The organism is Mycolicibacterium novocastrense, from assembly GCF_001570485.1.
GTDB lineage: Bacteria > Actinomycetota > Actinomycetes > Mycobacteriales > Mycobacteriaceae > Mycobacterium > Mycobacterium novocastrense.
This window is the reverse complement of the sequence record NZ_BCTA01000028.1, coordinates 159,850-184,713: the sequence shown is the minus strand read 5'-3', so window position 1 is coordinate 184,713 and position 24,864 is coordinate 159,850. Positions and strand designations below refer to the sequence as shown.

The 24,864-nt window shown below is 67.8% G+C and carries 19 protein-coding genes; 2 read left to right on the top strand and 17 right to left on the bottom strand.

Annotated features, from left to right (window positions below):
* Positions 1-22 precede the first annotated feature (22 nt).
* The 7 genes from RMCN_RS11470 to RMCN_RS11440 form a co-directional block, all read right to left on the bottom strand.
* Entirely contained in the window at positions 23-3,967 is a 3,945-nt protein-coding gene (locus RMCN_RS11470; RefSeq protein WP_201028833.1) for a bifunctional nitrate reductase/sulfite reductase flavoprotein subunit alpha, read from the bottom strand.
* Between the two features lie 5 nt (positions 3,968-3,972).
* Positions 3,973-5,403: a nitrate/nitrite transporter gene (locus RMCN_RS11465; protein WP_067389193.1), complete on the bottom strand. Its 1,431-nt coding sequence runs from the start codon at positions 5,401-5,403 to the stop codon at positions 3,973-3,975.
* 195 nt (positions 5,404-5,598) lie between these two features.
* Positions 5,599-7,065 (bottom strand): HNH endonuclease signature motif containing protein, encoded by a 1,467-nt coding sequence (locus tag RMCN_RS11460; RefSeq protein ID WP_067389191.1) that lies wholly within the window; start codon positions 7,063-7,065, stop codon positions 5,599-5,601.
* 76 nt (positions 7,066-7,141) lie between these two features.
* On the bottom strand, positions 7,142-7,891 hold the full coding sequence (locus RMCN_RS11455) for an alpha/beta fold hydrolase (RefSeq protein ID WP_067389189.1): 750 nt from the start codon (positions 7,889-7,891) through the stop codon (positions 7,142-7,144).
* Between the two features lie 9 nt (positions 7,892-7,900).
* A complete protein-coding gene (locus RMCN_RS11450; RefSeq protein ID WP_110765815.1) occupies positions 7,901-11,173 on the bottom strand; it encodes a helix-turn-helix transcriptional regulator in 3,273 nt (1,090 codons plus the stop codon).
* A gap of 73 nt (positions 11,174-11,246) precedes the next feature.
* Positions 11,247-12,788: a phospholipase D family protein gene (locus RMCN_RS11445; protein ID WP_067389185.1), complete on the bottom strand. Its 1,542-nt coding sequence runs from the start codon at positions 12,786-12,788 to the stop codon at positions 11,247-11,249.
* A complete protein-coding gene (locus RMCN_RS11440) occupies positions 12,785-14,329 on the bottom strand; it encodes a phospholipase D family protein (protein ID WP_067389183.1) in 1,545 nt (514 codons plus the stop codon). Before RMCN_RS11440 ends, RMCN_RS11445 begins: the two co-directional genes overlap by 4 nt.
* Before the next feature lie 42 nt (positions 14,330-14,371).
* Between RMCN_RS11440 and RMCN_RS11435 the strand changes: the two genes are divergently transcribed.
* Positions 14,372-15,106: a type 1 glutamine amidotransferase gene (locus tag RMCN_RS11435; protein WP_067389181.1), complete on the top strand. Its 735-nt coding sequence runs from the start codon at positions 14,372-14,374 to the stop codon at positions 15,104-15,106.
* Here RMCN_RS11435 and RMCN_RS11430 read toward each other — a convergent pair.
* Positions 15,085-16,434 carry a TIGR01777 family oxidoreductase gene (locus RMCN_RS11430; protein ID WP_067389179.1) on the bottom strand — a complete coding sequence of 450 codons (1,350 nt, stop codon included), beginning with the start codon at positions 16,432-16,434 and terminating at the stop codon, positions 15,085-15,087. The two genes, RMCN_RS11435 and RMCN_RS11430, sit on opposite strands and share 22 nt — an antisense overlap.
* Before the next feature lie 94 nt (positions 16,435-16,528).
* On the opposite strand from RMCN_RS11430, the gene RMCN_RS11425 reads away from it, so the two are divergent.
* Positions 16,529-17,200: a phosphoribosyltransferase gene (locus RMCN_RS11425; protein ID WP_067389176.1), complete on the top strand. Its 672-nt coding sequence runs from the start codon at positions 16,529-16,531 to the stop codon at positions 17,198-17,200.
* A 16-nt stretch (positions 17,201-17,216) separates the two neighbouring features.
* Here the strand turns inward: RMCN_RS11425 and RMCN_RS11420 are convergent, their stop codons facing one another.
* From RMCN_RS11420 to murC, 9 genes are all read right to left on the bottom strand, one after another.
* Entirely contained in the window at positions 17,217-17,543 is a 327-nt protein-coding gene (locus RMCN_RS11420; RefSeq protein ID WP_064416359.1) for a hypothetical protein, read from the bottom strand.
* A 26-nt stretch (positions 17,544-17,569) separates the two neighbouring features.
* Positions 17,570-18,370: a DivIVA-like cell division protein Wag31 gene (wag31, locus tag RMCN_RS11415; protein ID WP_067389175.1), complete on the bottom strand. Its 801-nt coding sequence runs from the start codon at positions 18,368-18,370 to the stop codon at positions 17,570-17,572.
* Positions 18,371-18,575: 205 nt separating this feature from the next.
* A complete protein-coding gene (locus RMCN_RS11410) occupies positions 18,576-18,866 on the bottom strand; it encodes a YggT family protein (protein WP_064349985.1) in 291 nt (96 codons plus the stop codon).
* Positions 18,867-18,986: 120 nt separating this feature from the next.
* Entirely contained in the window at positions 18,987-19,622 is a 636-nt protein-coding gene (locus RMCN_RS11405; protein WP_067389172.1) for a cell division protein SepF, read from the bottom strand.
* 13 nt (positions 19,623-19,635) lie between these two features.
* Complete coding sequence (locus RMCN_RS11400; RefSeq protein ID WP_409366050.1) at positions 19,636-20,439, bottom strand: YggS family pyridoxal phosphate-dependent enzyme; 804 nt, start codon at positions 20,437-20,439, stop codon at positions 19,636-19,638.
* The gene (gene pgeF / locus RMCN_RS11395) at positions 20,436-21,143 is read right to left on the bottom strand and encodes a peptidoglycan editing factor PgeF (RefSeq protein WP_064416362.1); all 708 of its coding nucleotides are present in this window, start codon (positions 21,141-21,143) and stop codon (positions 20,436-20,438) included. Before pgeF ends, RMCN_RS11400 begins: the two co-directional genes overlap by 4 nt.
* A 19-nt stretch (positions 21,144-21,162) precedes the next feature.
* A complete protein-coding gene (gene ftsZ, locus RMCN_RS11390; RefSeq protein ID WP_064349978.1) occupies positions 21,163-22,302 on the bottom strand; it encodes a cell division protein FtsZ in 1,140 nt (379 codons plus the stop codon).
* A gap of 197 nt (positions 22,303-22,499) precedes the next feature.
* Entirely contained in the window at positions 22,500-23,450 is a 951-nt protein-coding gene (locus RMCN_RS11385; protein WP_067389170.1) for a cell division protein FtsQ/DivIB, read from the bottom strand.
* The gene (gene murC, locus RMCN_RS11380) at positions 23,447-24,850 is read right to left on the bottom strand and encodes a UDP-N-acetylmuramate--L-alanine ligase (protein WP_067389497.1); all 1,404 of its coding nucleotides are present in this window, start codon (positions 24,848-24,850) and stop codon (positions 23,447-23,449) included. The genes RMCN_RS11385 and murC overlap by 4 nt, the downstream gene beginning before the upstream one ends.
* Positions 24,851-24,864 lie beyond the last annotated feature (14 nt).

The window sequence follows — 24,864 nt, the reverse complement described above, 5'->3', positions numbered from 1 at the left end:
AAGTCCCCCCTCGGACACCAGGTCAGTAGACGTCGCGCACGTAGCGTTTGGCCGCGACCAGCTCACGTTTGTAGTCGTGCGCCTGGTCGTGCGACATTCCGCCGTGCCGCTCGATGATCGTGGTCAACGCGGCGTCGACGTCCTTGGCCATGCGGGTGGCGTCGCCGCAGACGTAGAAGTGCGCGCCGTCGTCGAGCCAGCGCCACAGCTCGGCCCCTTGTTCGAGCATCCGATGCTGGACGTACACGCGCGAGGCCTGGTCGCGGGAGAACGCGAGATCCAACCGGTCGAGCAACCCGTCTCGCGCCATGTCCTCGAAATCGTCGCTGTAGTAGTAGTTCTGAGCACGGTGCTGCTCACCGAAGAACAGCCAGTTGCGACCGCGGTGCCCGAGCGCCCGTCGCTCCTGTAGGAAGCCGCGGAACGGCGCGACGCCCGTACCGGGGCCGACCATGATCATCGGCACCGAGCCGTCCTCCGGCGGGCGGAAGTGCGGTGAGCGCTGCAGGAAGACCGGCGCCGACGATGCGCGGTCGGCCAGGAACGTCGAGCAGACGCCGCCACGACGGCCGCCGTCTGCGCCGCGGTAGCGCACCACCGACACCGTCAGCTGTACCTCGCTGGGGCTGACCAGCGGACTCGACGAGATCGAGTAGCTACGCGGGGTCAGCCTGACCAGCACTTCGCGCCACTCGTCGGGATCGGCGTGCACGACGAACTCCTGGACGAGGTCCAAGCCGTTGCGGCCGATCAGCCACTTGTCCAGCTTGGCCTTGGGCGCGCGCAACGGCTTGGCGCCGCGGCTGTGCTCGGCGATGAAGCGCACCAGGTCTGGAGTGACCCGGCAGAAGTCGAAGTGGCTGATGAGCGCGTCGCGCAAAGGCTGCTCGGCCCCGTCGACCTCGACGGTGTGCTGAGCCGGCATCCCGGTGGCCGCCAGCCACGCGTCGACCATTGCCGGATCGTTGGTGGCGCACACCCCCAGCGAATCACCCGCGGCGTAGGTGACGTCGTGTTCGGAGATGTCGAAACCGAACTGGCGCACCTCTTTTCGGGAGGCCGGCCCGTTGAGCACCATATTGCGGGACAGCGGCACGACGAGAGGACGCGCCCGGGTGAACGGCTGCGCGACAGTGGTGGGCCGTACGAGTGTCGAGACGCTACCGGTCGACGGTGAGATCCCCGGATTGAGCAGTGCGGTGACGTCGTCGGCCCAGCGTCGCATCCGCTCGTCGTCGTAGGCCTCGCAGTCGGCGCGTTCGAGCAGCCGGACGGCGCCGAGGTCGGCCAGCCTGGTGTCGACGGCCTTGGCGTGTCCGCAGAAGTCGTCGTAGGAGCGGTCGCCGATACCCAGCACCGCGTACCGCACGCCGGTCAACCGCGTCGCCTCGTCGGATGCCAGCCGCTGCCAGAAGCCCGCACCGTTGTCGGGCGGTCCGCCGTCGCCGAACGTGCTGGTGACGACGAGCACGTCGCGGGCGGCCACGAGGTCCGCTGGCGCGACATCGTCCATGTTGACCAGCTGGGCGTTGCCGAGCCGCTCGGCCAGCCGCGAGGCGAAGTCCTCGGCGTTGCCCGTCTGGGAGGCCCACAGCACGAGCGGCCCGTCGTCGAGTTGTGTTCGGGCGGCCGGTTCTTCTGACGGGCGGTGAGCCTGCCCGGCGAGCAAACCGTTGATCCACTGCCGCACCTCAGTGGATACGGGCGCGGAGTCGGGCAGCACCGGAACCTCCGACTGCGCCTCGGCCAGGCCGCTGAAAAAGCCTGACACATAGAGCGTTTCCTGATCGGTGAGCGTCGGGGAGGCAACGGGCTGCAGGTTGACCGCGCAGACCTTGAATTCGGGCTGCAGCGAGTCGGGGTCGACGGCGTCGTTGGTCAACGCGTTGATTGTGAGGTTTCCGCCGTGCTCGTCGTTCCAGTGGAACGGCACGAAACAACTGCCGGGGCGGACGCGCTCGGTGACGGCGGCGGGCAACACCGCGCGCCCCCGTCGCGTCGTGAGTTCGACCGGTCGTCCGTTCTCGATGCCCAGCTGCAGCGCGTCCTCGGGATGCACCTCGACGAACGGCTCACCGGTCAACTTGTTGAGCGACTCGACGCGTCCCGTTTTGGTCATGGTGTGCCACTGGTGTTGTAGCCGGCCGGTGTTCAGGGTCAGCGGGTACTCGTCGTCGGGCAGTTCCCGCGCGTCCATGTGCGGGCGGGCGTGGAAGACCGCCCGCCGCGACGGGGTCGGGAAGGCCAGCCGCGGTGCGCGACCGTGCCCGTCGACGAAGAACTCTTGGCTCACACCGTCGTTGAGGTAGCGGATGGGATGGCGATCCTGCGGATCGTCGGGTGGGCATGGCCACTGCACCGGTGTTTCCCGTAGCCGCGCATAGCTGACGCCGCGAAGGTCATAGCCCGACTTGGGGTTCCAGAATCGCCGGATCTCGTCGAAGACCTGCTCGCTGGAGGTGTAGGCGAAGTGCTCGCCGAAACCCAGGTGGGCTGCGACCTGGCAGATCAGCTGCCAGTCGGGCCTGGCCTGTCCGGGCGCCGGGATGGACTGCTGCAGCAGGGTGAGGTTGCGCTCGGAGTTGACCATCACCGCATCGGATTCCGCCCACATGGTCGCGGGTAGCACGATGTCGGCGTAGGTGTTGGTGGCGGTTGCGCTGTAGGTGTCCTGGGTGATGACGAGCTCGGCGGACCGCAGCCCTTCGATGACCGTCGACCGGTTGGCCACGCTGGCAACGGGATTGGTGCAGATGATCCAGCATGCCTTGATGTCGCCGTCGGCGAGCTGCCGGAACATGTCGATGGTGCCCGGTCCGACGTCCGCGCGGATCGTGCCGGGCGCCACGCCCCACTGCTCCTCGACGAATGCGCGGTCCTGCGCCGAGGTCACCGAGCGCTGCCCCGGCAATCCCGGTCCCATGTAGCCCATCTCGCGTCCGCCCATCGCGTTGGGCTGTCCGGTCAGCGACATCGGTCCGCTGCCCGGTCGGCAGATCGCGCCCGTGGCCAGGTGCAGGTTGCAGATCGCGTTCGTGTTCCAGGTGCCGTGCGTGCTCTGGTTGAGCCCCATCGTCCAGCAGCTCAGCCACTCCTCCGCGTCGGCGATCATCCGCGCGGCGAGCCGGATGTCGGCCTCCGCCAGACCCGTGACCTGAGCGACGCTTTCGGGCGTGTAGTCGGCGAGGAATGCCGGCATCGCCTCCCAGCCCTCGGTGTGTGCGTCGATGAATTCCTGGTCGATGTCGCCGTTTTCGACGAGCAGATGCAGCAGCCCGTTCAGCAGTGCGAGATCGGTGCCGGGTTTGATCTGCAGGAAGAGGTCGGCGCGTTCGGCGGTCGTGGTGCGGCGCGGATCGACGACGATCAGCTTGGCGCCCGCCTTCAGCCGGTCGGCCATGCGCAGGTAGAGAATGGGGTGGCAGTCGGCCATGTTGGAGCCGATGACGAAAAACAGATCGCTGCAATCGAAATCGGCGTACGACCCAGGCGGGCCGTCGGCGCCCAGTGATTGTTTGAAACCGGTTCCCGCGCTGGCCATGCACAGCCGTGAGTTCGACTCGATGTGCACCGTACGCAGGAACCCCTTGGCCAGCTTCGTGGCGAGATACTGCGCCTCGATGGACATCTGGCCCGAGACGTAGAGCGCGACCGCGTCGGGACCGTGCTGCTCCACGATCGCCCGCAATCGTCGACCCGCCTCGGCGACGGCGTCGTCGACCGGGGTCGGGACCAGTTCCTCGTCACGGCTGGGCCGCAGCATCGCCGAGGTCAGCCGGCCGTCTGCGGCGCGCATCAACTCGGCGTGGGTGGCGCCCTTGGTGCACAGCCTGCCGAAATTGGCTGGATGCAGCTTGTCCCCGGAGACCCGCGCGATGACCGGGTTGCCGGTCTCGCGGTCGGTGGCGGTGTGCACCTCGATACCGCAGCCCACGCCGCAGTACGAGCACGCCGTCCGAGTCACCATCGGCGTCAAGCGGGCACCGGTGAAGCGGCGCGGCCGACCTGCTCGCCGGCGCCGGACCGCGAGGTCTGCATGCGCAGGAACACGAACCACGTGACGATCGCGCAGATCACGTAGAACCCGAGGAACACCCAGAACGCGTTGGTGGCCGATTTGGCGTCGCTGACGTACGAGGCGCGCAGGACGACGTTGATGAACACGCCGCCGAGGGCGCCGACCGCACCGGCGAAGCCGATCAGCGCGCCGGACATGCTGCGCGACCAGGCGGCCTTGTCCTCGCGGCTCCATTCGTCGCGGCCCTGGGCCTTGGCCTCGAAGATCGACGGGATCATCTTGTAGGTCGAGCCGTTGCCGATACCCGACAGGATGAACAGCAGGATGAATCCGGTCACGTAGGCGGCCATCTGCCCGCCGGTGGCCGCGCCTGCCATGCCGTCGTCGAGCACGCCCGCCGCCACCAGGATTCCGGCGGCGAAGATCATCGCGATGAAGGTGTAGAGGGTGACCCTGCCGCCACCGACCCGGTCGGACAGCTTGCCGCCGAAGGGGCGCGAGATGGAACCGAGCAGCGGGCCGATGAACGCGATCTGGGCGGCGTGCAGCGAGGCCTGCGCGGGGGTGTCACCGCCGGCGAGGAAGTTGATCTGCAGCACCTGTCCGAAGGCGAATGAGAAGCCGATAAACGAACCGAAGGTGCCGATGTAGAGGAAGCTCATCACCCAGGAGTGCTTGAACCGCAACGCCTCTACCATGGCGCCGAGGTTGGACCGCTGGTTGCCGAGGTTGTCCATGAACAGGGCAGCCCCAAGCGCGGCCAACGCGATCAGGACAAGGTAGATGGCGCAGACGATTTCGGGTGCAGTGTTGCTGACGGTGGCGATCACCAGCAGGCCGACCAGCTGGATCACCGGTACTCCGATGTTGCCGCCGCCGGCGTTCAGGCCGAGCGCCCAGCCCTTGAGCCGCTGCGGGTAGAACGCGTTGATGTTGGTCATCGAGGAGGCGAAGTTGCCGCCGCCGACTCCCGCGACGGCGGCCACGATCATGAACGTGGTGTAGGTCGTGTCGGGGTTGCTCATCGCCCACAGCGTCAGCACGGTGGGGATCAGCAGCAGCAGGGCACTGACGATGGTCCAGTTGCGCCCGCCGAATCGCGCGGGTGCGATGGTGTACGGGATCCGCATGAACGCGCCGACCAGTGTGGGCATGGCGACGAGGTAGAACTTGCCCGCCGCGTCGATGCCGTAGACGTCCTGGGGCATGAACAGCACCATCACCGACCAGATCGACCACACCGAGAATCCGACGTGCTCGGCGAAGATCGACCAGATCAGGTTCCGCTTGGCGATCTTGTTACCGCCGGATTCCCAGGCCTCGACGTCCTCGGCGTCCCAATCTTCGATGGTGCGGCTGCGGCTCAGAGTCTTCACGGGCACCAGAGTCGCCCGAACCCATTCCGCATCCGTTGCGTCATCGTGACGTAAACGTCAACTCCAGCTCACATACGTAACGGATACGCGTGCGGGGTGCACGAAACCGAGCCGAAACAAATGTGGCCGGGGCCACTCCGCGGCACCTTCAAAGGGGCTTCTTCGAAGAGGCCGCCGCACACCTCGGCGAAAGCGCCGCAGGTTTCAGAACGGCGCCAGTCGCCGGTTCCTCGCGCGTTCGGCCTTGATTCGCGCGGCGTATTCGGCGGCGCGGCTACGCCGTCGCAGCGGCATCATCAGCCCGCGGTCGCAGACCGTCGGCGGCGAGGTCGGTGGCGGAGGAAGGTCAGCGGTCGTCGTATCCCACGTCGGAAAGAACAGCTTGCTTCCGGGTCTGGTGGTGTATTTCCGACCGCTCGGCGAGGTCCAGATCACCGTGCCGTCTGGCAGCTGAACATCGTCCCATCCACCAAATGTCTTGGCTAGATGATGTTTTCGACACAGGCACTTGAGATTTGACGCATGTGTCGGACCGAACGGATACGGGGCGGTGTGGTCGATGTCGCAACGATCGGCTGGCGCGCTGCAGCCGGGGGCCCGGCAGTGCAGATCTCGCATGCGCACGAACTGGGCCAAGTCCGCCGACGGGCGGTAACGCGGCTCGGGCTCGTCGCTGGGCAGTTTGATCGGACGGATCTTCGCGCCATCGCGGATCAGTTGGGCCAGCAACGGTGCAGGCAGGATGTCCTCGCCGAGGAGGAGTGCTGTGGGCGGCTTGGCCTTCGACTCGCCGGCTGTCGGGGCAGGTGCGTCGGACTCGCGGGCTGCCGGGGCAGGTGCGTCGGACTCGCGGGCCGTCGGCTGCTGTAATGCCGCTTCGGCCGCTGACCGCTCGGCGAAAACGTTGACGACGACGTTCGACGACCGCGGCACGTCAGCCGACGGACACGTATCAGATCCGCAGCGGCACGCGAGGCGGTCATTGCCCGAGATCATCGCACCGACCGCGTCCGATCGGCGCTCCCCGGCGGATCGAGGATCGGCATCGCACAGGCCCTGCACCATTGCAGCGATGCGACGTTTGAGAACCGCCCCATCCGTGGCCAGCAGCCGGCCCCACACCGACGTGGTTCCTGCCGGATCGTCGATGTCGCCGACCGAGAAGTCTCTGCTGCGCGTGGTTGTTTCGCTGTGGCGCAAGGCTTCTGGATCGTACCGCTCGACCCACGCGTCAATTGCCCTCTCGAGCTTGTCATCGGACAGGCGACCCCATTTCGTCGCGCCTTCTGCAAGGGCAGCGTCGATCAAGGCCAGCGCCTCATCGTCGTAAACGAGCTGTGTGCGCCACGTGAGCGCCGAGACAACCCGGGAGTTGATGGCGCCCTGCAGATACAGCGCAGCAACGCGCGGAAGCCGGTCCCGAAGTGCGATCGCTATGCGCATCTGTGCCGAGGCCCGCCTGTGGCCGACGGTCATAGCGGCCGCGACTTCGGCGGCGGCCGCATCCCAACCGTCGAATGCTGCTCGGTCGTCATCGTCGACTCGGCGGCGGGCGAGTTCGGCGATGGCCGCCAGCCGACGGGCTCCCGCCCTTGCTTCGGCCCGCGTGCTCTCCTCGATCGCAGCGACGACGGCCGCGTCGTCAGCCTCCGAGAACTCCGAGTCGAACATGTGTTCGAGTATGCCAGGGCCCACCGACACGTTGACTCATCAGAAATGCGCGCGAACGGCTGAGCCGACACGACCGTCAGTCAGCGGCGGTCTCCCAGAAGCGCGTGAGCACCTCGGCCCCGAGCGCCGGATCCTGGACCATCCACCAGTGTCCGAGCCCCTCGAGAACTTCGGTCCGCGCGCCGGCACGCTCGGCCGCACGCCGGCGCATCTCGTCGGTTCCGACGTACGGATCCTCGGTGGCGAGTATCGACAGGCCGGGCCGCGACGCGGCGGTGCCCAACCCGCGCCCGGCTTTGCGAAGAACCGGCTGGGCGGCCGATCGGTACAGCACCAGGATCGCGCGCCCCATCTCCGGGCCTTGGGCCTTCGCCAGCGATGTCGCGATATCGATTGGCAGCCCGAGATCGGCCATCTGCGCCGTCCTGTCCGCGACCGTGCCGCCCATCATCGCCTCGACCAGTTCCTCGCCGGCTCCCGGCGTCTGCCACACCTGCGCGAGGTCATGCCAGACGTAGTCGGCATCGAACAACCCCACGACGTCACTGGCCCAGGTGCGCAGGAGTTCGGGACGGTGCATCGCCACGTTGACGACGTGACCGCCGCCCCAGTCGTGTCCCACCAGATCGACCGGCTCGTCGAATCGCTCCAGTTCGCGCTCGAGCCAGTCGCGATAATCGAGATAAGTCGCCGAGAAGTCGTCCGGCAGCGGTGCACCGAATCCGGGCGGAGAAAGCCGCACCACATCATCGCGGCCGAGCGCATCGACCAGCGGACCCCAGATCGCATCCGTCTCCGGATTGCCATGCACCAGAACGACTGTCATACGGCGATCCTAAGCGTGCCGCGCGGCCTCCTGAGCCAGCTGCACCCGCGACGCCAGTCCGAGCTTCGTGTAAACGTGGGTCAGGTGCGTCTGCACCGTGCGATGCGACACGAAGAGCCGTGCGGCGATGTCCTTGTTGCCGAGTCCCTCGGCGACCAATCGGACCACGCCGAGCTCGGTCGGAGTCAATGAGGCCCAGCCTGTCGACGGTCGCTTTCGCTCACCACGCCCGCGCTGCGCATACGCGATGGCCTCTTCGATGGACAACGCGGTCCCTTCGTCCCGCAGCGCCTCGAAGTCGTTCTTTCCGAGGGACTCCGTGAGTAGCGACACCGATTCCGCGTACGTCGCGTCGTGCACCCGGAGCCGGACCAGTCCCATGCGTTCCCGCATGGCATCGGCGGCACCGAGGAACCGCGCAGCATTGCGCTGATCGCCGGCCACACCTGTCAACTCACCGAGCACCTCGAAGGCATCGGGCGCGATTTGATAGGTCTGATGGGCGGCAATGCAGTCGAGCGCTCGGCGCAGATCTTCGAAGGCCTGAGCCGGTTCACCCTGCGCCATCGCGACGCGAGCACGGATCACCAGGGCACGCGCCAGATGCCACCCATGCATCAGCGACACGTCAACGTCCGCATACTCTCTGGCAGCGCGCAAATCACCTTTGGCGAGTTCGAGCTCGGCCAGTGGATTGACGTTCGTTATCGCCGTTTCGGGCTGTGCATTGATGCGCTGCGACGCCAAATCACACGCCCGCGCAGCCGCTTTCAGATCGCCCTCGGCGAGGGCAGCGTAAGCCAGCGGCGCGTACGCCCATGGTTCGAGGTAGGGACCGACCGTGGATGCGGTTTCAATGGCCGCCTCGGCCAAACTTCGACCCGCGGCGGGGTCGCCCGTCGATACAGATACGTGCGCAAGACCGATACGCGCAAGGAGGCCGTGCAGCACGTCCCCTGATGCGTCGGCCTCAGCAAGAAGTGCCTGCAATGACTCTGTGCCGTACTTCAGATCGCCGTGCTGGAACGCCGCCAGCGCCGGGCCCCAGTAACGGTTCATGCGCGCCATGAACACGTCTCCGACTTCCTCGGCCAGCGATTGGCCCTCCTCGCCGGCCGTCCGGGCCGCCACCGGATCTCCGAGAAGGATGGCGATGAGCGCCTTCCACGCGAGGATCTGGCACAGTCGCCACCGATCGCCCAATAGCCGTGCCAACTCGAGAGCTTCGTCGATATACGGGTAGGCCGCCTGCGCGTCGAACGTGGCCGCCCCGACACACGACACCAGCACCCGAAGCAACAATGCGGGGTCGTCGAGTTCCCTCGCCGTCGCCAGGGCCTGTTCGAGGTCATCGGTGACGCCGACCGTGACCGCCCACGCGTGGAGCACCGCCCGATCGGCGATCGCACTGAGCCGGGCTGCAACATCGGACGCCCCCTCTAGCGCCGGGTCGCTCAGCACGGCGTTGAACCAGGACAACCCCTCTTTGACCCGTCCGCGCATGAGCCACAGCGGTTGCAGCGAGCTTGCGAGGCGCAACGCCGCGTCGACGTCCTGACGCTCCCTGCTCCACGCGAAAGCGGCACGGAGGTTGTCGATTTCGAGTTCGGCCTGTGAGACGAGGCGGTCATACTCGGCGCATCCCGGTACCTCGAGTTGAGCGGTCATCGAGTTGTAGTGATCCCGGTGGCGGCCGCGCACCGTGTCGGCTTCGCCGGACTCACCGAGTTTGTCCAGCGCGTACTGGCGGACCGTTTCCAGTAACCGGTATCGCACTCGCCCACTGGAGCTTTCGGCCAACACCAGTGACTTGTCCACCAGGAGCATCAGCAGATCGAGCACCTGGAAGCGCTCGACCTCTCCGCCCGTGGCCACCGCCTGCGCGGCGTCGAGGTCGAAGTCTCCGGCGAACGCCGCCAGGCGCCGGAAGACGACTCGTTCGGGTTCGGTCAACATCTGATGCGACCAGTCCACGGATGCTTTGAGGGTCTGCTGGCGACGCACCGCTTTTCGTGATCCGCCCGTCAACAGGCGGAACCTGTCGTGCAGGCCGTCGAGGATCTCCCGCACGGACAGGGCGCGGACTCGGGCGGCCGCCAGCTCGATGGCCAGCGGCATGCCGTCCAGACGTCTGCAGATCTCGCCGACGATCGCGAGTTCCTCATCCGAGGGAGTGAAATCCGACTGGACATGGCGGGCGCGGTCGACGAACAACTCGACGGCTTCGTCGTCGATCGCCAGCGATGCCACCCGCCACACGAGCTCACCTTCGACGCCGATCGGTTCTCGGCTGGTGGCCAGGAACCGCAGCGCAGAACACCGCTCCAGCAGAGTGGTGATCAACTCGGCACTGACGTCGAGCAGATGCTCGCAGTTGTCGAGCACTGCCAGTCCCGCATGCTGGCCGATGAATTCGATGATGCTGTCCAACGTCGAGCGACCCGGCTGATCCGGTACCCCGAGCGCTCGCAGCACGGCGACGGGCACGAGATCCGGATCGCTGATCGGAGCAAGGTCCACATACCAGACCGACGGCAGATCGGTGCGGTCAGCGATCTGCACGGCCAGCCGCGTCTTGCCCACCCCGCCCGCACCGGTCAGCGTCACCAGCCGGCGGCCGGTCAGCAGCTCACCGATCTCGCCGATCTGCTTGCGGCGTCCGATGAATCGCGTCAGCTGCGCGGGCAGGTCGTGTCTCAGCGCGGCGTCGGCCGTACGCAGGGGCGGGAAGTCGTTGCGGATGTCGGGATGGCACAGCTGTACTACCCGTTCGGGTCGGGGCAGGTCCCGTAGCGGATGCGATCCGAGGTCGGAAAGCCACGCACCCTCGGGCAGATAGTCGACGACCATGGATTCGGTCGCACCCGTCAGCACCGTCTGCCCGCCGTGTGCGAGATCGCGTAGCCGCGCCGTGCGGTTGATCGTCGTCCCGATGTAGTTGCCTTCGTCGCGTAGTTGAATCTCACCGGTGTGCACGCCGATGCGCAGCCGGATCGGGGCCAGCGGCGCCCGCTGCAACGCCAGCGCGCAGGCCACCGCATCGCTGGCGCGCGCGAAGGCCAGCACGAAGCTGTCGCCCTCGCCCTGCTCGACGGGGCGGGCACCGTTGTTCATGATCACGAGATCGGCCAGCGTCGCGTCGAGCCGCCGGATGGCCGCGCGCATCTCCTCGGGCTGCGAGTCCCACAACCGCGTCGACCCCTCGACGTCGGCCAGCAGCAACGTCACGGTTCCGGTCGGCAGTCCGCTCACACCAAGTTCGCTCCACTCGAGTGCGCTCATGCTAGCCAGCATGCGACCCGCGTATCGGCAAAACATCAGCGCAAACGCGTAGATCTCTCCCCGGGCGCCGGGTTCACAGCTTGCGCCGGAGCCGGTCCCGGTACGACCGCCCGTCCGGGTCGTACATGAACCGGTACACGGGCTCGGCCCACAACCGCGTCAGCAGCCCGAGCCGCTCGGCCTTGTGCGGGCGCAACCGGCCCGGCGGTCGCGGTCCCCTACGACCGGAGGCGTACCACCCCTCCAACGCCTCGGCGGCCTCGACGATCTCGGACACCGCGGTGACCGGATCGACCAGTCCGCCGTCCTCGCTGCCGTCCTCGGCCCGGTCCAAGTGCTCGCGCATCAGCCGCAGCCTGAAGTCGCGGGCGAACACACCGTCGGAATCCAGTACGGCGCAGGACAACTCGCTGTCGTGCGTCCATGATCGTCGGTTGAAGTTGTCGCTGCCCGAACACGCCCACACGTCGTCGATCACGCACACCTTGGCGTGCACGTACACCGGTGTGCCCTCATGGTTCTCGACGTCGAATACATGCACCCGGTCCGGTGCGGCGCGGTGACACGTCTCGATGGCCTGCCAACGGCCGACCTGGTTGGGCGGCAACGCCAGCCGGCCGTCGACGTCGGGGTAGCGCGGCACCACCGCGACCAGATGCAGATCGGGATTGTCCCGCAGCGCGGCGGCGAACAGGTCGGCCACCCGCTTCGACCACAGGTACTGGTCCTCCAGGTAGATCAGCCGGCGGGCACGCGGCACCGCCTTGCTGTACGCGCGTGCGATGCTGCGCTCGCCGTGCGGTGCGAAGTCGTACGCGAAGTGGGCATCCGGATAGGTCCGCAGCACCTGCACGCTGTGCGGACCACACCGTGGCGGGTCCGGCGGTTGCTCCGGCAGCGCGTCGGCCGTCATGTCCGCGCCACTGAACTTGTCCCGCAGCCACGCCAGGGGGTTCAGCATGTCCAGCGACGCGGGATCGGTCCACCGCTCGCGAAACGTCGTGTCCAACGCGCCGACGACAGGCCCCTGCAGCCGCAATTGCACGTCGTGCCACGGCGGACGGTCGCCGTAGCGCGGCGACATCTCGATCGCCTGCGGGTCGCCGCGATGCGAGGCGTCATCCCTGCGCGAGTGACACAGATCGATCCCTCCCGCGAACGCCACATCACGCTCCGGCTCACCGGGATGCCGGATCACGACCAGCTTCTGGTGGTGCGAACCGCCGATGCGCACCCGCTGGTCCAACAAGACCTCACCGCCGGCCTTCTCGATGTGCTCACCGAGATGGCGGTTCTCTTCTTCGCTGTAGGAGAGTTCGTCCAGATGCGACCGCCACACCAGGCCCTTGACCACCACACCGCGTTCGGCTGCGCGGCAGAACAATTCGCGAACAGTGGGACCGTCGTCGCGCATCTTCTGATCCGGGTCGCCACGCCAGTCGGTGAAGAACACGTAGTCACCCGGCCCGAGCGCCTCCACCTCGGTGGCGAGCTGGTCGCAGTAGGTCGAGCCGTGCACGAGCGGTTCGACGCGGTTGCCGTCGCACCACGCCGGGAGGTCCGATGCGGGGTTGCCGCGCTCCTGTGCGGTCAGGAACCACTCCTCGACGTTCACGGGCGCCGCCGCAACAACCGGTCGCGGTACGAGCGACCATCGGGGTCGAAGATCATCCGGTAGGCGGGTTCGGCCCACAGCCGCGTCAGCGGATCGACCCGTTCGCTCTCGTGTGGCCGCAGCCGCCCGGGTGGTCGCGGGCCGGAGCGGCCCGACCGATGCCACTTTTCCAAAGTCTCTGCACAGGCGATGATCTCGTCGACGGCGGTCGCCGCGTCGACCAGACCCTCGTCTTGGCTACCGTCCTCCGCCCGATCGAGGTGCTCGCGCAGCAACCGCAGCCGCAGATCGCGCGCGAACCTGTCGTCGGCGTCGAGCACCGCGCACGACAGTTCGCTGTCATGCGTCCACGACCGGCGATTGAAGTTGTCGCTGCCGATGCAGGCCCAGGTGTCGTCGATGACGCACACCTTGGAGTGCACGTAAACCGGTGTCCCCTCGTGATTTTCGACGTCGAACACGTGCACCCGGTCAGGCGCGGCGCGTCGGCACGCGTCGAGTGCCAGCTGGCGCCCGACCAGCGTCGGTGGCCGACCCAAACCACCCTCGAGATCGAAATACCGTGGCACGACGGCCACCAGCTGCAGTTCGGGGTTCTCGGTCAGCGCGCCGACGAGCAGGTTGGCGACCTCTTCGGACCACAGATACTGATCCTCCAGATAGATCAGGCGCCGGGCGCGCCGGATCGCCTTTGTGTAACCGCGCGCGATGCTGCGTTCGCCCTCCTTGGCGAACTCGTACTCGATCAACGCGTCACCGTAGGTGCGAAGCACCTGCACCGCGTGCGGCCCGCAGGCCGGCGGATCCGGTGGCTGGTCCGGCAACGGGCGTCGTCGCGAATGGCCACCGAACCTGTCGCGCAGCCACGCGAGCGGGTTGAACAGATCCAACGGCGCCCGCGCCGTCCACCGCTCCCGAAACGTGACGTCCAGCGCGCCGATGACCGGACCGCGCACCTGTAGTTGCACATCGTGCCACGGCGGCCGCTCCCCGTACCGGCTCGACATCTGCACCGCCTGCGGATCACCGCGATGCGACGCGTCGTCACGGCGCGAGTGGCTCAGGTCGATGCCTCCGATGAACGCGACGTCGCGATCCGGTTCTTCCGGGTGACGCAGCAGTACCAGTCGCTGATGATGTGATCCGCCCACCAGTACCCGTTGATCGAGCAACACCTCCCCGCCCGCGCGCTCGATGGTCTCGGCCAGATGGCGGTTCTGCTCCTCGTTGAACTGCAAGCGATTCGGATACGACCGCCACATCAGGCCCTTGACGAGCACGCCGCGTTCGGCCGCCGCGCGGAACAGTTCGGCGACGGTCGGGCCGTTGTCGCGCAACCTCTGGTCGGCGTCGCCACGCCAGTCGGCGAAGAACAGGTGATCTCCCGCGCCGAGCGCCTCGACCTCCGTAACGAGCCGATCGAAATACGACGCGCCGTGAATCAACGCCTCGGCCTGATTACCCTCACTCCACGCGGGCAGTTCCCAATCGGGATTGCCGCGTTCACCGGCGGTGAGAAACCATTCGGCCAGGACTGACACCCCGTGGGATGCCCACTCGACACGGGATCTACGCGCGAAATAATGGGGCGCGTGACGGCAAAAGCCCTGTTCCTCTACAACGACCCCATCGCGACCGAGGCGCTGCTGGGCGAGGCGTTCGTCGACGCGGGTTTCGACGTGCACACCTTCGAGGTGGTGCCCGCCGGACGCGCGCACTCCCCGGCCGGCCACGTCACTTTCCCCGACCCGACCAACTACGACGTGCTCGTGCCCCTGGGTGCGCGCTGGCCCGTCTACGACGACGCGCTGGGCCGCACCTGGGTCGGCGAACAGATGACGATGATGCGCTGCGCCGCCGACGCCGGGATCGCGATCCTCGGCGTCTGCTTCGGCGGACAATTGCTGGCGCAGACCTTCGGCGGAACGGTCACACGAGCGCCGTCGCCCGAGATCGGTTGGTATGACGTCGAGTCCACCGATCCCCTGCTGGTGCCCGGCGGCCGGTGGTTTCAGTGGCACTACGACCGCTGGACACTGCCGCCCGGTGCCACCGAACTGGCCCGCACCGCGACCGCTTCCCAGGCGTTCCTGCTCGGCCGCACGCTCGCCCTGCAATTCCACCCCGAGGTCGACCTCGAGCTGCTGGACCGATGGTTGGGCGACGACGACGTCGGCGAGGTCGCCGCGTTCGGTCTCACCCACGACGAATTACGTTCCCAGACAACCGCGTTGGCGCACGATCCGGCCAAAAGGGTGCGACGTCTCGTGCACGGTTTCGTGACGCGCGTGGTCGGTCAACCGTGCCCGAGCTCGTGAGCGAGCGCACCGTCGAGCGACGGACGGCGGAAGCGATGCCCCAGCGCCTGCAACGCGGCCGGCAGCACCCGTTGATCGGCCTCGGCGAGTTCGCGGGCCCCCTGCTCACCGAGCAGTAGCCGCGGCCCGAACGACGGCACCGGCACGACGGCGGGACGACGCAGCACCCGCGCCAGCGTCCGGGTGTAGTCGGCGTTGCGCACCGGATGCGGGGCCACGGCGTTGACCGGACCGGCCATCCGATCGTCGTAGAGTGCGCGCAGGTACACGTCGAGCAGATCATCGAGCGCGATCCACGCCAGCCACTGCCTGCCGCCGCCCAGCGGACCACCCAGGCCGGCGGCGAACAGCGGCCGCATCAGCCGCAGCGTGCCGCCACGCGCGGACTGCACGATCCCCGTCCGGACGGTGACGACCCGCAGCCCCGCCTCGGCGGCCGGAGCCGTCGCCGCCTCCCAGTCCCGGACCACCTCGGCCAGGAAGCCGTCACCGGCCACGCTCTCCTCGGTCAGCGCCGCATCCCCGCGGTCGAACCCGTAGATGCCGACCGCCGACGCGCTGATGAACATCCGGGGGCCGTCGTCGGTCCGCGCCGCCGCCTCGGCGAGCCGACGGGTCGGTTCGACGCGGCTGGCGCGGACCGCATCCTTGTGGGCGTCGGTGAACCTGCCGGCGATCGAGGCGCCCGCCAGGTGCACCACGGCGTCGACCCCGGTCAACAGCCCGGGGTCCGGCCGATCGGGGTTCCACCGCCGCTCGTCCGGGCCCGTCGCCGCCCGTCGCACCAATCGGATCACCCGGTGCCCTCCGGTGCTCAGAAACGCGGTCAACGCCGAGCCGACCAGCCCCGACGCACCCGTGACCGCGACGGTCAGCGGTGCCAGCCTGGCGTCGGCGGCGTCGCGGTGGGCGGCCAGGTCGTCGGCCAGCTGGCGGTGGCGGTAGACGAACATTTTCCGCAACGCCGCCGCCGGCACCGGCGCCTCGACGCGGTCGTACACCCGGGTGCCGCCGGAGGCCTCGCCGAACTCGTGAATGTGGGTCCACCGACCGACCAGGCGCGGCGGCCACGACGCCGGCCCGTCGGAGGACAGCACGTCGACGAAGCGATGCGGCGGGTCGTAGCGGTCCGGATCGTGCTGGGCGATCCAGCGCAGACCGCCCGGCAATCCGAGCACCGCGCGCCCGTCGGCCAGCGATCCCGCTTCGGCGATCACCTTCATCGGCTGCCACGGCGGGACCAGGCGCCTCATCGCGCCGGGTCGTGCGTACCAGGCGAACACCTCGTCGCGCGGATGCTCGACGACACTCTCGTATTCGATTCCCATGTTTCGATATTCGTCGCCGTCGTGCCGATGGATTGCGTCCGGGTGGGGTACCCACGGTCGTAGTCTGACAACGTCCCACATCGAAGCGGCTGTCATGAACGGATGGAGCGGGCTCGCCCGCCGAAGCGGCAAACGCCTGTATCAGGATCGCCGGGAGGCCGGCGAGGTTCTGGCCGGCGAGTTGTCGTCCTACCGCGGTCACGATGTGGTGGTGTTGGGTCTCGCGCGCGGCGGCGTTCCGGTCGCCTGGCAGGTGGCCCGCTCGCTGGCGGCTCCCCTCGACGTCTTTCTGGTCCGCAAGCTCGGGGTGCCGCAGTGGGAAGAGCTGGCCATGGGTGCGCTGGCCAGCGGGGGCGGCGTGGTGATCAACGACAACCTCGTCCGCAGCCTCGGGATCGGCGACGAGGCGATACAAGCCGCGATCGCTCGCGAGACCGACGAGTTGCGTCGCCGTCAGCGGGTCTACCGGGGCGACCGGCCACCGCCGCAACTGGCGGGGCGGACGGTGATCCTCGTCGACGACGGGATCGCCACCGGAGCCAGCATGCTCGCCGCGGTACGGGCCGTGCGGGCCCAGAACCCGGCTCGGGTCGTGGTCGCCGTCCCGGTCGGACCGCCGTCGGCGTGCCGGGAGCTGACCAGGGAAGCCGACGACGTAGTGTGCGCGAGCATGCCCCCGGGCTTCGAGGCCGTCGGCCAGGTGTTCGCCGACTTCCATCAGGTCAGCGACGACGAGGTCCGCGAACTGTTAACCGACGGGAATTAGCAACAGCCCCAATGGATTAGCGGCGGTCTTCGCCGGAGTCGGCTTGTTCGACGACCGTGGTCTCGTCGTCCGCGCCGGGCTCGCCCGCGTACTCGGGTTGCTCCGCGACGGTCTGGTCGTCGGGATAGTCCTCGTAGTACTCCGGGTCGGCATCGGTCTGCGCGTCGGCGGCGGTGTCGGCCTTGCGGCCCGACCGCTCCCGCACCGCGTCGACGATCAGCAGCACCACACCGATCACGCTGGCCGCGATACAGACCCAGGCGATCAGTTCATTGCTGGTGACAACGGCGGTCACCAGCGCCGCGAGGCCGATGACAGCAAGGACGAGCGCAACGATCAGCATTGATCAACCCTAGGCCAGACCGGGGTTCAGTTGTTTCCCCGGTTGAACTGATTGAAGCCGCCACCGTCGTTTCCGGCGCTGGAGTCGACGGGCGCGGCCGAACCGCGCTGGCCGAGCTCCTCGAGCTGGGACTCCAGATAGGTCTTGAGCCGGGTGCGGTATTCGCGCTCGAAGGTGCGCAACTGTTCGAGGCGGCCCTCCAGCACCGTGCGCTGCTGGTTGATGGTGCCCATGATCTCCGAATGCTTGCGCTCCGCGTCGGCCTGCAGGGCGTCGGCCTTCTCCTGCGCCTGGCGCAGCTGCGCCTCCGACCGGGTCTGGGCGTCGGCCAGCATCGCGTCGGCGCGCTGGCGAGCATCCGCCACGGTGGTCTCGGCCGTCTGGCGGGCCTCGCTCACCAGTGCGTCGGCCTGCGCCCGCGCATCGGCGAGCAGCTTCTCCGACTCCGCCTTGGCGGTGCTGGTCAACCGGTCCGCCGTGTCCTGGGCCAGGCTCAACACCTTGGCCGCCTTCAACGCCTGGTCCTCACTGGCCTGCGCCGAGGGCGCCTCGTAGGCAGGCTGCGGCGTCGGAGCGGGCTCGGAGGCGGGCTGCTCGTAGACGGGTATGGCCTGTGTCGACTGGCCACCGCCGGAACCGCCGGAAGCCAACTCCTGCTCCAGCTCGGCGACACGCTGCCGGAGGTCGGTGTTCTCCTCGATGAGGCGCGTCAGCTCGTTCTCGACCAGATCGAGGAAGGCGTCAACCTCATCCTCGTTGTAGCCGCGCTTGCCAATGGGTGGCTTGCTGAACGCGACGTTGTGAACGTCGGCGGGTGTGAGCGGCATTGTCGCCCCCTATGAAGTCTGGACAGTCAACCGGTCTCAAAGTGTAAAGCGTGGGTGGAACGTAACTGGCGTCCATCCTGTCACACCAGCCGCGGCCGTAGCAGAAGAGGATGAAATTAAGAGCGAATTTCAAACACGGCCGGTGACCCGACGACCATTTCGCCGCTCAATTTCTTCTGGGCAAACGTCCGCTGCGTGCGCGGTCTCAGGCCGCCGCGCCGAAGGCCAGTTGCATACCGATGAACGCGACCAGCAGCAGCACCATGATCGACAGGTCGAACCGCACCGCACCTATCGTGAGCTGGGGAATGAGGCGCCGCAGCAGCTTCACCGGCGGATCGGTCAAGGTCATGATGATCTCGAGGATCACCACGGTGGCACCCTTCGGATGCCAGTCCCGCGAGAACGACCGGATGAACTCGACCACGACCCGCGCGATCAACAACAGCCAGAAGACGAACAGGGCGAAGCCCAGGATTTCAAAGAAGAGCGACAACGCCGACGGTCCTCACTACGGGCACAGATGTGACTTTTCATACGGGCTTGATACAGGCAAGTCGCCAAAGAGACCGCTCAAGCCCGCACGCGACGCCAGCCTACCCGTCGGTGAGACGTCCTATTGATAGGAGTAGAAGCCGGCCTCGGCGATGCGGCGCCGCTCCTCGGCCGTCACGTCGATGTCGGCCGGCGACAGCAGGAACACCTTCGTGGCGACCTTGTCGAAGGACCCCCTCAGCGCGAAAGCCAGGCCCGCGGCGAAGTCGACGAGGCGCTTGGCATCGGCGTTGTCCATCGAGACCAGGTCCATGATCACCGGGGTTCCGTCGCGGAACCGTTCGCCGATCGTGCGGGCCTCGCTGTAGTCCTTCGGCCGCAGCGTGGTGATCTTCGCCAGAGGACTGCCCGCCTCGAACAGCTCGGCCATCCGGCGCGGGTCCATGGCCAGCGCGCCGCGGGTGGCACCGCGCATCGGGGCGAAACGTGGTGCGGGACGCTCGAATTCGCGCGGTGCGCGCAGTCTCGGCTCGAAGCGGTCCTCGTAACCGCGGTAACCGCCGGGCGCATCGTCGTAGTCGCGGTCGTCGTAGCCGCGGTGCCCCGAGCCGTAACCGTCGTCGTCGAAATGGTCGTCTCGACCACGGCGCGAATACCCACGGGAGGCGCCGCGGTCGTCGTCCTCGTAGTACTCGTCGTCGTAATCGTCCATCGGGGCCATACCGAAGTAGGCCTTGACCTTGTGAAGTGTGCTCATCGTTCGACCCTTCTCATGCCCTGGACTCTGGTGTCTGTGATGAAGATGTGACTGGAGTGACTACTTCTGGTGACGGTAAAGGACGTTGTCCCAATAACGCGGTACCGACACGCACACATGTGGAGCCGTGTTTGACCGCCGCTTCGAGATCGTTCGACATCCCGGCCGACAGCTCGAGGCGCTGCGGGTAGGCGGCCTGGACCCGCCTGTACTCGGTGTTCACCCGCGCGAACGCCGCGTCCGCGTCCTCGTCGAGCGGAGGGATCGCCATCAGACCGGCGAACGCCAACCCGGATGCGGCGTGCGCCGCGGCGCACAACTCATCGACCGCGTCGGGCCTGTTGATGTCGACACCGCCGCGCTTTTCGTCCCCGTCGAGGCTCACCTGGATGAAGACGCGCAGCGGTTCGGCGCGTCGACCCTCGTCGAGCGCGGTGGACGCCGCGCGGCTCAGGGCGTCGACCAACTTGCGGGTGTCGACCGAGTGCGCCGCATACGCCCAGCCGGCAATGGATCGCGCTTTATTGCGCTGTATCCGTCCGACCATGTGCCAGCGAATGGGTCCGATATCCGGAATCGAAGCGATTTCTGAGACCTTATTCGACGCTTCCTGTTCCCGTGATTCGCCGAAAGCCTCACAACCCAAACGGCGAAGAATTACGACATCGCCGGCGGGAAAGAATTTGGTTACCGGTAACAATTCAATTTCGCCGATATTGCGTCCCGCGGCCTCGGCGGCGGCGGCGAGCCTGGTGCGCACGGCCACCAGCGCTTCGCTCAGCTCGACTTCGCGGGATGACGGCACGGTGTCGCTCACTCCATCCACACCAGTGAGGCGAGCCGCCCGGTAGGGGCGTCGCGCCGATGGCTGAACAGGTTGGGGTCCTCGATCGTGCAGCGAGGGTCGACGTCGATGGCCTTGACGCCCAAATTCGTTAACTGCCGGTGGATTCCGGCTCGCAGGTCCAGCGCGGGCGTGTTCTTCGAACTCGTCGTGCGGCTGCCCGGCAACGCGGTCTCGACCTCGGCGGCCATCGCGGCCGGGACCTCGTAGTTGCGCCCGCTGGCCGCGGGCCCGAGCAGCGCCGAGATGTCCTCGGCGTGCGCGCCCAGCGACAGCATCACCTCCACGGTGCGCGACACGACGCCCTTCTGCGCACCGACGCGCCCGGCGTGCACGGCGGCCACCACACCGGCGCGCGCGTCACCCAATAAAACGGGAACGCAATCGGCGGTAACCACCGCCAAAGCCAATCGCGGTGTGGCGGTGACCAATGCGTCAGTTTCATCGACGGCGTGAACCGTGGCGCCGTCGACCACGACGACGTGATCGCCGTGCACCTGATTCATCCACACGATCGCGTCGTCGCCCAATCCGATGGCGTCGCCGAGCCGTTTACGGTTGGCGGCCACGGCCTGCGGATCATCGCCGACGTGGTCGCCGAGGTTGAAGGTGTCGAACGGCGGCGCGGAGACGCCGCCGGCCCGTGTCGTGGTCACGCGCCGTATGCGAACCGTCACGGTCGCCAGTATTGCCGGATCAGTGGCGCATGAACGGCGGCACGTCGACGTCGTCGTCATCGTCCCCGCCGATACTGACCGTCGCGCCGTTGGTGTGCACCGGCACGCTCGCCGGGTCCGCGGGCTCGAACAGCGATGTGCTCACCTTGCCGGCCTTACCCGGGGTGATGCCCTGCCCTTCGGCCGGGCTGACCACGGGTTTGCGTCCGGGGCCGGCCGAGTCGAAGCCCGCGGCGATCACGGTGACCCGTACCTCGTCGCCGAGCGAGTCATCGATGACCGTGCCGAAGATGATGTTGGCGTCGGGGTGAGCGGCGTCCTGCACCAGCGACGCGGCTTCGTTGATCTCGAACAGGCCCAGATCGCTGCCGCCCGCGACCGAGAGCAGCACACCCTGGGCCCCCTCCATCGAGGCCTCCAGCAGCGGCGAGTTGATCGCGATCTCGGCGGCTTTGAGCGCACGGCCGTCACCCCGCGCCGAGCCGATGCCCATCAGCGCGGTGCCTGCCCCGCTCATCACGCCCTTGACGTCGGCGAAGTCGACATTGATCAGGCCGGGCGTGGTGATCAGGTCGGTGATGCCCTGTACGCCGTTGAGCAGCACCTCGTCGGCGCTGCGGAACGCGTCCATCAGCGAAACCGCGGCATCGCCCATCTGCAGCAGGCGGTCGTTGGGAATCACGATGAGCGTGTCGCAGCTCTCCCGCAGCGCCTGGATACCGTTCTCGGCCTGGTTGCTGCGCCGCTTGCCCTCGAACGAGAAGGGCCGCGTCACCACGCCGACGGTCAGTGCGCCCAGCTTGCGCGCGATCGACGCCACGACGGGCGCGCCGCCCGTGCCGGTGCCGCCGCCCTCGCCCGCCGTGACGAACACCATGTCGGCGCCGCGCAGCAGTTCCTCGATGTCGTCCTTGGCGTCCTCGGCGGCCTTGCGCCCCACCTCGGGATCGGCGCCCGCGCCGAGGCCGCGCGTGGAGTCGCGACCGACGTCGAGCTTGACGTCGGCGTCGCTCATCAACAACGCCTGCGCGTCGGTGTTGATGGCGATGAACTCCACGCCCTTGAGGCCCTGTTCGATCATCCGGTTGACGGCATTGACTCCGCCGCCCCCGATGCCGACCACCTTGATGACGGCGAGGTAGTTGTGTGGGGGGGTCATCGCGATCCCTTCCTCCCAAGTTGTCCGACGACACGCCGAGTCTTTGGCAAACCCTAAACCTCAACCAGAGGGTTATAGTTATGTCAAGTTGTTCCGCGCAACCAGAACGGTAGGGCGAGGTCGCGACCCAGCGATGCAGGCGCGCCGACACGCGCGACAAATTTTTCGTGCAACTTCGCGGCTGGACGCGCGCCAACTCACTTCACGGTGGGCAGGTCCGGACTCGACACGTCATAGGTCTTGCCCGGCTGGGTGAGCAACGCCCCGAGTTTGAGCGCCTTCTCCTCGGTTCGGTCGGTGGTCCCCCATACCACCTCCCTGCCGTCGATGAGCTGCAGGGTGATGGCCGCGACCGAGGGCGCCGCGACGCGGGCGACCTGCGCGGCGACCTCCGGACGCAGCGACGTCATCACCTGCAGGGCCGCCTTGGTCGGTCCGTCGTTGGGACCGGGATTCTCGGTGTCGAGATAGGGCACCCCGGGCGGCGGTGGGCCGATCGCGAAGTCGACGCCGTCGCGGTCGAACAGGTGTGGTCCGTCCGGATAGTCCTTGACCACCACCGGTACCCGCTCGACGACGGTGATCCGCAAGGTGGACGGGTACTGGCGCTGAACACGCGCACTGGCGATCCGCCGGATCGCGGCCACCCGTTCGGCGACGCTGTCGGTGTTCACCTGCAGCAGCGGCGTCCCCGGTGCGACGGCCGCCGCCGCGACGATCTCCTCCTGCGTCACCGCGCCCACACCGGTGACCACCGTGTTGCGCACCGCCATCACCGGCGTGAAGTACAACAGCAGCCCCAGCCCGACGACGATGACGCTGATCAGCGCCGACCACATCAGCACCTTCAGTCCGCGGACCGTTCCCCGGCGCAGTTTGCGGGTGTCGGAGGCGGGCTTGCCCAGCGCACGCCGTTTGGCCTCCCTGCGGGCCTCCTCGATCGCCATGGCGCGGGCCTGCGCCGCGCGGCGCTCCTCACGCTCGCGGCGCGCCCGCCGGCGCGGGCCCTCGAAATCCGTTGTCTCAACGGGTGTTTCTGTGTCTTGGGGCGTCTCCTGCGGCTGCGGCGCCTCCTCCTGCGGCTCGGGCTCCGCCGAGGGCTCCGGGAACTCCGGGGACTGCGGGTCACGGTCGATCGGCCCGGTCATCGCGACCCCGGCGTGCTCCGGTTGGCCTTGACGCGCAGCGCGGTCAGGATCTCCGGGCCGAGCATCGTGACGTCACCGGCCCCCATCGTGACGACGACGTCGCCGGGTGCGGCGGCCGCGGCCACCCTCTCGGCGACGGCGGCGAAATCGGGCACATAGGTGACCGGCACGGTGACGTGCTCGGCGACGGTGGCGCCGCTCACGCCGACGATGGGCTGCTCACGAGCGGCATAGACGTCGAGCACGAACACCTCGTCGGCCGCACTCAACGCTGCGCCGAACTCGCGTGCGAAAGCCTCTGTGCGCGAGTACAAATGCGGTTGGAACACGACGATCGAGCGGCCCAGTGACTCCTTGGCCAGCGCGCACACCGCGGTCAGCGCGGCGGCGACCTTGGTCGGATGGTGGGCGTAGTCGTCGAACACCTTCACCCCCGCGGCGGTGCCGACCAACTCGAACCGGCGGCGCACGCCCTCGAAGTCGGCCAGCGCGTCGAGCACCGCGTCGATGGGCGCGTCGACCTGCAACGCGGCCAGCAGCGCCCCAAGCGCGTTGAGGGCCATGTGGCGTCCGGGCACCGACAGCCGCATCACCCGCGGGTGGGCCTCGCCGGCCAGTTGGATGTGGGCGACGGCAGAGGTGCCCTGCTGCTCCCAGCTGAGCAGGGTGGCGTCCAGCATTTGGGCCGGGTCGCTGCCGTAGCGCAGCACCCGGATGCCCAGCCGCGCGGTGCGCTCGGCCAGCGCGGCGGCGCCGGGGTCGTCGAGGCAGGCCACCAGTGCGCCACCGGGTTTGATGCGCTCCATGAACGCGTCGAACACGTCGACGTAGGCCTGTTCGCTGCCGAAGAAGTCGAGGTGGTCGACTTCGACGTTGGTCACGATCGCGATGTCGGGCTCGTACTGCACCAACGATCCGTCGCTCTCGTCGGCCTCGGCCACGAAGTACGCGCCGCTGCCGTGGTGCGCATTCGTGCCGGCCTCGCCGAGGTCACCGCCAACGGCGAAGGACGGATCGAAGCCGCTGTGCTGCAACGCCACGATGAGCATCGAGGTGGTCGTCGTCTTGCCCGCGGTGCCAGTCACCATCAAGGTGGTGTCCTCAGCCATCAGCTTGGCCAGCACCACCGGCCGCAGTATCACGGGGATACCGCGGCGACGGGCCTCGACCAGTTCGGGATTGGTCTTGGGAATTGCGGCGTGGGTGGTGACGACGGCGGTCGGCCCGTCGGGCAACAGATCCAGCGAGGAGGCGTCGTGCCCGATCCGGATCGAGGCGCCGCGGGCCCGCAATGCGGCCACCGCCCGCGACTCCTTGGCGTCGGAGCCCGACACCAGCCCGCCGCGGTCGAGCAGGATGCGCGCGATGCCCGACATGCCGGCACCGCCGATGCCCACCATGTGCACCCGCTGCA

Excerpts from the sequence above, each read along its gene's own strand:
- RMCN_RS11470 (WP_201028833.1), bottom strand. The coding sequence starts at position 3,967 with ATGGTGACTCGGACGGCGTGCTCGTACTGCGGCGTGGGCTGCGGTATC.
- RMCN_RS11460 (WP_067389191.1), bottom strand. The coding sequence starts at position 7,065 with ATGTTCGACTCGGAGTTCTCGGAGGCTGACGACGCGGCCGTCGTCGCT.
- RMCN_RS11455 (WP_067389189.1), bottom strand. The coding sequence starts at position 7,891 with ATGACAGTCGTTCTGGTGCATGGCAATCCGGAGACGGATGCGATCTGG.
- RMCN_RS11450 (WP_110765815.1), bottom strand. The coding sequence starts at position 11,173 with ATGAGCGCACTCGAGTGGAGCGAACTTGGTGTGAGCGGACTGCCGACC.
- RMCN_RS11435 (WP_067389181.1), top strand. The coding sequence starts at position 14,372 with ATGGGGCGCGTGACGGCAAAAGCCCTGTTCCTCTACAACGACCCCATC.
- RMCN_RS11430 (WP_067389179.1), bottom strand. The coding sequence starts at position 16,434 with ATGGGAATCGAATACGAGAGTGTCGTCGAGCATCCGCGCGACGAGGTG.
- RMCN_RS11425 (WP_067389176.1), top strand. The coding sequence starts at position 16,529 with ATGAACGGATGGAGCGGGCTCGCCCGCCGAAGCGGCAAACGCCTGTAT.
- RMCN_RS11420 (WP_064416359.1), bottom strand. The coding sequence starts at position 17,543 with ATGCTGATCGTTGCGCTCGTCCTTGCTGTCATCGGCCTCGCGGCGCTG.
- wag31 (WP_067389175.1), bottom strand. The coding sequence starts at position 18,370 with ATGCCGCTCACACCCGCCGACGTTCACAACGTCGCGTTCAGCAAGCCA.
- RMCN_RS11405 (WP_067389172.1), bottom strand. The coding sequence starts at position 19,622 with ATGAGCACACTTCACAAGGTCAAGGCCTACTTCGGTATGGCCCCGATG.
- ftsZ (WP_064349978.1), bottom strand. The coding sequence starts at position 22,302 with ATGACCCCCCCACACAACTACCTCGCCGTCATCAAGGTGGTCGGCATC.
- RMCN_RS11385 (WP_067389170.1), bottom strand. The coding sequence starts at position 23,450 with ATGACCGGGCCGATCGACCGTGACCCGCAGTCCCCGGAGTTCCCGGAG.
- murC (WP_067389497.1), bottom strand. The coding sequence starts at position 24,850 with ATGGTGGGCATCGGCGGTGCCGGCATGTCGGGCATCGCGCGCATCCTG.